General features: G+C 28.6%; 8 protein-coding genes. 2 read left to right on the top strand and 6 right to left on the bottom strand.

Annotated elements, in window-relative coordinates; all coding sequences use genetic code 11:
* Both CHL78_RS13035 and CHL78_RS21510 read left to right on the top strand, forming a co-directional pair.
* A partial coding sequence (locus CHL78_RS13035; protein WP_147295823.1) for a DUF2922 domain-containing protein occupies positions 1–188 on the top strand: 188 nt, incomplete at its 5' end.
* A gap of 20 nt (positions 189–208) precedes the next feature.
* A complete protein-coding gene (locus CHL78_RS21510) occupies positions 209–346 on the top strand; it encodes a YvrJ family protein (protein WP_199534050.1) in 138 nt (45 codons plus the stop codon).
* A gap of 80 nt (positions 347–426) precedes the next feature.
* On the opposite strand, the gene CHL78_RS13025 is transcribed toward CHL78_RS21510, so the two are convergent.
* The 6 genes from CHL78_RS13025 to CHL78_RS13005 all read right to left on the bottom strand — a co-directional run bounded on the left by CHL78_RS13025 (position 427) and on the right by CHL78_RS13005 (position 6,971).
* Positions 427–2,256 (bottom strand): ABC transporter ATP-binding protein, encoded by a 1,830-nt coding sequence (locus tag CHL78_RS13025; protein ID WP_330408632.1) that lies wholly within the window; start codon positions 2,254–2,256, stop codon positions 427–429.
* On the bottom strand, positions 2,256–4,085 hold the full coding sequence (locus tag CHL78_RS13020; protein ID WP_094368124.1) for an ABC transporter ATP-binding protein: 1,830 nt from the start codon (positions 4,083–4,085) through the stop codon (positions 2,256–2,258). Before CHL78_RS13020 ends, CHL78_RS13025 begins: the two co-directional genes overlap by 1 nt.
* A gap of 202 nt (positions 4,086–4,287) precedes the next feature.
* Positions 4,288–4,731 carry a GNAT family N-acetyltransferase gene (locus CHL78_RS13015; protein ID WP_094368123.1) on the bottom strand — a complete coding sequence of 148 codons (444 nt, stop codon included), beginning with the start codon at positions 4,729–4,731 and terminating at the stop codon, positions 4,288–4,290.
* Positions 4,732–4,938: 207 nt separating this feature from the next.
* Positions 4,939–5,073, bottom strand: coding sequence for a hypothetical protein (locus tag CHL78_RS21360; RefSeq protein WP_274541855.1), 135 nt, complete (start codon positions 5,071–5,073; stop codon positions 4,939–4,941).
* Between the two features lie 34 nt (positions 5,074–5,107).
* Positions 5,108–5,785 (bottom strand): HD domain-containing protein, encoded by a 678-nt coding sequence (locus tag CHL78_RS13010; protein ID WP_094368122.1) that lies wholly within the window; start codon positions 5,783–5,785, stop codon positions 5,108–5,110.
* A gap of 196 nt (positions 5,786–5,981) precedes the next feature.
* A complete protein-coding gene (locus tag CHL78_RS13005; RefSeq protein ID WP_094368121.1) occupies positions 5,982–6,971 on the bottom strand; it encodes a dimethylarginine dimethylaminohydrolase family protein in 990 nt (329 codons plus the stop codon).
* Between the last annotated feature and the right edge of the window lie 63 nt (positions 6,972–7,034).

The following is a 7,034-nucleotide window of genomic DNA, read 5'->3' as shown; positions in this document are numbered from 1 at the left end:
CTGCTGGAAATAAAGTATCTTTAACTGTTGCTGATCCTAGAAGTGATGTAACTGAACAAGAGATAAAAGATGCTATGGAGGTTATTGTAACTAATAACATATTTGCTCCAAATGGATCTGAGTTAGTTGAAGCCCTAGAAGCTAGAGTTGTTAAGACTGACACTACTGATTACGATTTAGAAGTATAGGAGGGATTTTCTTGGATAATATGCAGACTTTGATTGCCAACGTTGGATTTCCCATTGCTATATCAATGTATTTGTTGATTAGAATTGAAGGAAAGCTAGCTAGCCTCACATCTAGCATAGATAATTTATCTTATAATATTTCTCATTCTAAGAAGTAGTTTTATAGTCTGAGATTTAATTTAACCCCTTAGATTAGTAAATGGATAAATTCCATGTGGTGCTAATCTAAGGGGTTATTTTACTTATTCCCAAATACATTTTCTCCAACTTCTTCTTCAAACTGCTTCACATATAGGGAATGATAATATCCTTTTTGCTTTAACAACTCTTTATGGCTTCCTTTTTCAACTATTCTACCATTTCTAACAACCAATATAATATCTGCTTTTCTTATAGTAGACAATCTATGAGCAACTAAGAAAGATGTTCTATCCTTAAGTAAATGAGAAATAGCATTTTGAATAATTTGTTCTGTTTCAGTGTCTATAGATGAAGTAGCTTCATCAAGTACAAATATCCTAGGATTTGCAAGCACTGCTCTAGCAAAAGATATCAGCTGCTTTTCACCTGTAGATAAATTAGATCCACCTTCTCCTACCTGACTATCATAACCTTCTTTCATGTTCATAATTACCTTGTGAGCTGATACTATTTTAGCTGCTTCTTCAACTTCTTCATCTGTTGCATCAAGCCTTCCATAGCGTAGATTTTCTCTTATAGTTCCTGAGAATAAATGTGGATTTTGAAGTACATAACCAATGTTATTGTGTAACCATAACTGAGATCTTTCTCTATAATCACGTCCATCTATTAATACATTTCCTTTGGTAGGCTCAAAGAATCTACACGCTAAGTTTACTAAAGTACTTTTTCCTGCACCAGTTTCTCCAACAAGTGCTACTGTAGTTCCTGCTGGTATTTTAAAATTAAAGTTTTCATAGATATATTCATCTCCATCAGGATATTTGAAATATATGTCTTTAAACTCTATATCACCTTTAATATCTTCCCAATTCTCTTTTTTAGGAGAAAATGAATCTCCATACTTTTGTATTACTTCTTTGCTATCCACTATATCTGGAGTTTTTTCTAATAATCCAAAAACTCTCTCTATATTGGCTTGAGTAGATATAAATTCTGATATGTTTTTAGCTAATTGCTGAATTGGTTCAAATATGCTTATTGCATAAGATATAAATGCCGATAGTGTACCTATTGCCATCAAATCATCAATTACTAAGTTTCCACCTTTTGCAAGGACAAAAGCTACAGCTAAAGAACTGAAAAATAGTATTATTGGCATATATATAGCATTTAATCTTGTAGCTCTTATACTTGTTTTATACATTTTATCTGTTATTTTAGAAAACTCTTCTAAATTTTTATCTTCTATTACAAGTGTTTTAGAAGTAATAGAACCTGTTATACCTTCGTTGAATGCTCCTGTTATTTTTGAGTTTATTTTTCTTACATCTCTATTTACATTTAATATTTTATTTTGGAAATATACTGTAAGTATTGCTATAAACGGTACTATTACTATTACATACATAGCCAGCTTTGCATTTAGCATAAACATTGCTATAAATACTCCTAATACATATGTAACAGACCAAAATAAATCAACCAATCCCCATCCTATCATTGATCCAATTTTATTGGTATCACTCATTACTCTAGCCATTATATATCCTACTGGTGTAGTGTTATAGTATGAAAATGATAGCTTTTGTAGATGCATAAATGTAGCTCTTTTTAAATCTTTACCTATATTCATTTCTAAGTATATTGAAAATCTTGTAAATATTACTACAAATATTACTTGTAAAACTATGGCTAATACATATACAATTATAAACTTATCTATCCCATCTGTACTCATAGGAGCTATAAAATTATCTATAGCGTACTTCTGAAAAATAGGAAACATTACATCTACAAAAGCAACAAATAAGTTTGCAGCTATGGCACATATAAGATGTAGTTTATATTTTTTTAAAAATGGTTTTAGCTTTGCCCATACCTTTATAGAAAAGCTTCTTTTATATTCTTCTTCCTCAAAATTCATTATTTATCACCACCCTTTATTTCATTTAAGGTGTCTGTTATTTCGTCTTCTACGCTTGATTGCATGTCGTAAACCTTTTTATATATTCCATTTGTTTTTATTAGTGAATCGTGATTACCTCTTTCTATTATTTTTCCATCATCTAAAACTATAATATAATCACAGTGCATAAGTGTAGTTATACGATGTGATATTATTATTACTGTACTATCTTTTACATGAGTTTTTAGCTCATGTCTGATTTTTGCATCTGTTTCTGTGTCTACTGCTGATAATGAATCATCAAATACTATTATTGGACTATTTTTAATCAATGTTCTAGCTATAGCTACTCTTTGCTTTTGTCCACCAGATAAAGTAACTCCTCTTTCACCTACTATAGTGTCATATCCCCTACTAAAGCCTAGTATATTTTCATGAACACTGGCAACTGTAGAAACATCTTTTATAGATTCAAAGTTCTCATCTGCATCTATATTCGATGCTATATTTATATTTTGTTTTATAGTTTTTGAAAATAAGAAAGGCTCTTGTAGTACTACTCCTATGTTATGTCTTAAATAATCAAGTTTTATATTGTTTATATTTACTCCATTTATTAGTATTTCACCACTATTTTCATCTAGGTTATATAGTCTATTTAACAAATGTACTATTGTAGATTTTCCAGAACCAGTACCACCTAAAATCCCAAATGTACTTCCTTTTTGTATTTTAAATGAAGCGTCTTTAAGTACAGGTTTGGTTCCATAGTAATCAAATTTTACATTTTTAAATTCAATATCACCCTTCATATCTGGAGTAGTAGCATCTTCACTATCTATCTCTTCTTTAGCATCTAGTATTTCTTTAATACGATTTATAGATACTCCTGCTTTACCCATTTCTGAAATAATTCTTCCAAGAGATCTTACTGGCCACACTAGCATTGAATTATAGAATATAAATGCTAAAAGTTCTCCTAGTGTCAAAGCTCCTGACACTGTTTCAAAGCATCCAAATACTACTATAAACATTACTTGAAGACCTGAAAATAAATCTCCTATGCCCCAATACAAACTAAGTACGCGTCCAAGCTTAACCCATAGTCTTGAAAATCCTATATTTTTTTCATCAAATCTTTCAATTTCATAAGATTGCCTACCAAAGGCTCTTACAACCCTTACTCCTGTAAAATTTTCTTGTACAAGAGATGATAATTCTCCTTCTGCTTCATCTGCAGCCTTAAACCTTTTTTGTATAAGACTATAAAATATTACAGAGTAAATGATTACCATTAATATAAAAGCTACTGCTATTAAAGATAGCTTTACATTCATAGAAAACATTAGTGTAAGTGAAATTAGTATTAGAAATATTATTCTGATAAATTCCAATAATTGAATTCCTAAAAAGCTTTTTACTACTTCCATATCAGAAGTACATCTTTGGATTATGTCTCCTGTTGGATTTTTCATGTGCCAGCTAAATGGAAGCCTACTAATATGGCTGTATAATTTATCTCTTAAGTTTTTTATAGTACCATCTGACGCTTTTGCCATATATACCTTGTAAAAGTAGTTACATATTCCAGATAAAATTGAAAATACTACCCCTATTATTGCTGGTATGTACAGGTTTTGTCTTAAAAATTCCCTACCACCTATATTATCTATTATGTTTAATGGCGCATCCCCAATTATTGAATCTACTGTAACTCTTATTACTTGTGGAGTAATATAGTTAAATCCAATTCCTAAAATAGTTATTATTGCCGCTATAAGAAAGTATCTTTTTAGCCCATATGTAAATTCAATTATTATTTTTATGTTACTTTTATTTTCTTTCATATATATCCTCCTTTCTAATGAAATATTTATGTTTTAAGTTTATAAAAACAGTATGCCTATAATATTTTTTTTATATAATCTAGATTATATTTATCTAGTATGAATTTTTATTTTACCCATACAAAATAAACTCCAACCTTTTATTATTCAATAGAATAATGTAACTTACCTTTAATTATTTTTTAGGGATATAAAAAGTTTATTATAATTTCATGTGTAGTATAGGGAATGGATTGCCTTGATCATCAAGTTCTGATCTCTTAAATGTAGCAAATCCCATATGTTCATAAAATCCTACGCCTTGTATATTCTGTTCATTTACATCTACATATTTTATATCCAAATTATTTATCGCATAATCTATAAGTTTTTTACCTATCCCCTTACCTCTACTATCATTACTTACAAATAGCATTTCTATCTTACTATCATGTACTCCCATAAAAGCTTTTATAGTACCTTCTTCATTTCTTACACATAGAAAATTGCTAACATAATTAGCACCTTCTATAACTTGAGGTTTTATTGATTTTACATCACTCTCACTTAAAAAAGTATGTGTTGCTCTTACTGATGACTCCCATACATCTAGTATATTATTCATGTCATCTTTATTAATATTATTTAAACTTTCTATTTTTATCATTTAAGAATTCCTCCTAAGACTATTTTACACTTAATATTATAACTTAAGTATCATTTTTGAGGTTTATCAAGATTATTTCTGTAAAAACTTTGCTATCTACAAAATGAATTATTACAAAATTTACAACCTAACATGTATCCTAGAATATAAAAAGAAAGCACTAATTTTAATGCTCTCTTTTTTTAACAAGTATTACCTACTAATTTATTAATTAAATCCAGGTAGCTCATTTATATCTGCAAATCTATTTTGTATTGCATGCTCACGAAGCACTGCATATAACTCAGCACGTGTAGACTCTATGTATGGATTTACATAAAAAATCCCCCTTATTATTTTCATGCCTTGTTTATCAGCAAGTCTTTGTTAAATAGTATCATATATTTTCTAACATATTATTAAACAACTTCCACTCGTAATTGTTAAAGTATACTTTTGGATTTAAATTCATTTTTTTCGAAAAACTTATTATTGCCATAAAAACTTTTGTAATAAAATAGAATTCTTCCAATTCATTTTTATTAATTTTATCATCACAAATAAATTTGATTTCTAAATTATTATTACAAATATCAACTAATATATCTTTAATGTATTGTAACTCCCTCATTCCATCTACATTGTATCCTTCTTTTGCCACTCTAGTATGTTTTATATCCAATTTATCGCTTAGAATCAATGTAAGCGCAATAATATTATCACTATCAAATCCGTCACTATGTATCTTTATTGCCTCTAATACTAAATCCTCATTTTCTAATATAATATTATTGTTTTTAAAATATTCTTTTGCAAATTTATAGCTTCTTAACGAATGATTCTGTTTTCCTTCTATTGCACCAGCATCATGTAATAAGGCTGCTATTTTTGCTTCTTCTATAAAGCTCTCGTCATAATCTAATCTTTTCAATAAGGATTCAACTAATTTTGAAACATTTTTAACATGGTCTAAATTGTGATGTGCCCACCCTTTATCTAAATCTTCAAATTCAGATATTTTATTATAAACTTCAATTATTGTTTTATCATTTTCTATCTTATCAAATTTATTCACTCTATTCCCCCTTCTAAACTACAATTTATCTGTGTAATATAAAAACAACCTTTCTTCTTAATTTATAGCCATGGTTAAATATTAAATTATATACACTATAAGTTATTATATATAATATATCAATACAATAAAAAGTCCAACAACTTAATTTGCTGGACTTTCATTATTAATAAGTAAATCTAATATAATATCACTACTATAAATTATTTTTTCTTAATAGTGGTTGGGTACTACATCTAAATGATCCACCAAAACTTCTAGAAACCTTAAAATCAATATACTCTACCCTAATCCCCTTTTCTTCTAATTGCTCACCAATAAATTTAAACTTTGAATCTGTAATGTATACATTTTCATTTATAGGAAGACCATTGACCGCCAGATCAGATGAATCTTCAAGAGTTACATTTATCTTTTCCCAGTCACTAAGTTCTTTTGGAATACCATTTAAGAATGCCTCTTCACAAACTATCATTAACCCTCTTCTAACAAAACTGATAGCACAGTCTAAGTGTAATATTTTTGGATGAAGAGGTACTTCTACAACCTTATATCCAAAATTAGATAATAAATTTCTTAGCCAGTTTATACCATTTTTGTTAGATGCTAAGCCAGATGTTCCTACAAAAACAGTCTTATCTAAAACAAGTATATCTCCACCCTCTAAAAAAGGTCCTTCCTCTGATTCTTTTCCATCAGAAATATCTGGCTTAGGTATTGATAAGTATAAACAATTATTTTCATTTGATTCTTTCACTAAAATATCTCTAGCTGGAAGTATCTCATTTCTTCTGTGAGTAAAACGTAAAGACCCTTCTATAACTAAATTCCCAATAGTGAAAAATGGATCTCTAATAAAGAAATTACAACATCCAGCCTCTTTTTCAATTTGCTTTTCATAGTCTGTAAGTAAACGAGGCTTTACTACTTCAACATTATATTTTTCTAACACATTTTTTAAATTTTCTCTTTCTTGCTCCCATTCTATTTGCTCCTTAGGAAATACTTCTGCAAAGTTTTTGCCATAAACATCCTTATATAAATCTAAACTTTCTTCAGTTAAAAAATCTGAATCCATAAAATTGTCACTTTCCGCAAACATAAATTCAGATTGTGCTAATACTACTTTTTTTAAAGGTGCAAATTCACTCTCAACTAAAATATTATTTTGTTTTGTATTATTCATATTAAAAATTCTCCTTGTATCTATTTATATCCTATCATTATTATGACTTGATTTATTATATAT

Source organism: Romboutsia weinsteinii (assembly GCF_002250835.2).
Lineage (GTDB): Bacteria > Bacillota > Clostridia > Peptostreptococcales > Peptostreptococcaceae > Romboutsia_A > Romboutsia_A weinsteinii.
The sequence above is the reverse complement of the archived record's forward strand: the minus strand, read 5'-3'. Positions and strand labels throughout refer to the sequence as shown.

Excerpts from the sequence above, each read along its gene's own strand:
- CHL78_RS21510 (WP_199534050.1), top strand. The coding sequence starts at position 209 with ATGCAGACTTTGATTGCCAACGTTGGATTTCCCATTGCTATATCAATG.
- CHL78_RS13025 (WP_330408632.1), bottom strand. The coding sequence starts at position 2,256 with ATGAATTTTGAGGAAGAAGAATATAAAAGAAGCTTTTCTATAAAGGTA.
- CHL78_RS13020 (WP_094368124.1), bottom strand. The coding sequence starts at position 4,085 with ATGAAAGAAAATAAAAGTAACATAAAAATAATAATTGAATTTACATAT.
- CHL78_RS13015 (WP_094368123.1), bottom strand. The coding sequence starts at position 4,731 with ATGATAAAAATAGAAAGTTTAAATAATATTAATAAAGATGACATGAAT.
- CHL78_RS21360 (WP_274541855.1), bottom strand. The coding sequence starts at position 5,073 with ATGAAAATAATAAGGGGGATTTTTTATGTAAATCCATACATAGAGTCT.
- CHL78_RS13005 (WP_094368121.1), bottom strand. The coding sequence starts at position 6,971 with ATGAATAATACAAAACAAAATAATATTTTAGTTGAGAGTGAATTTGCA.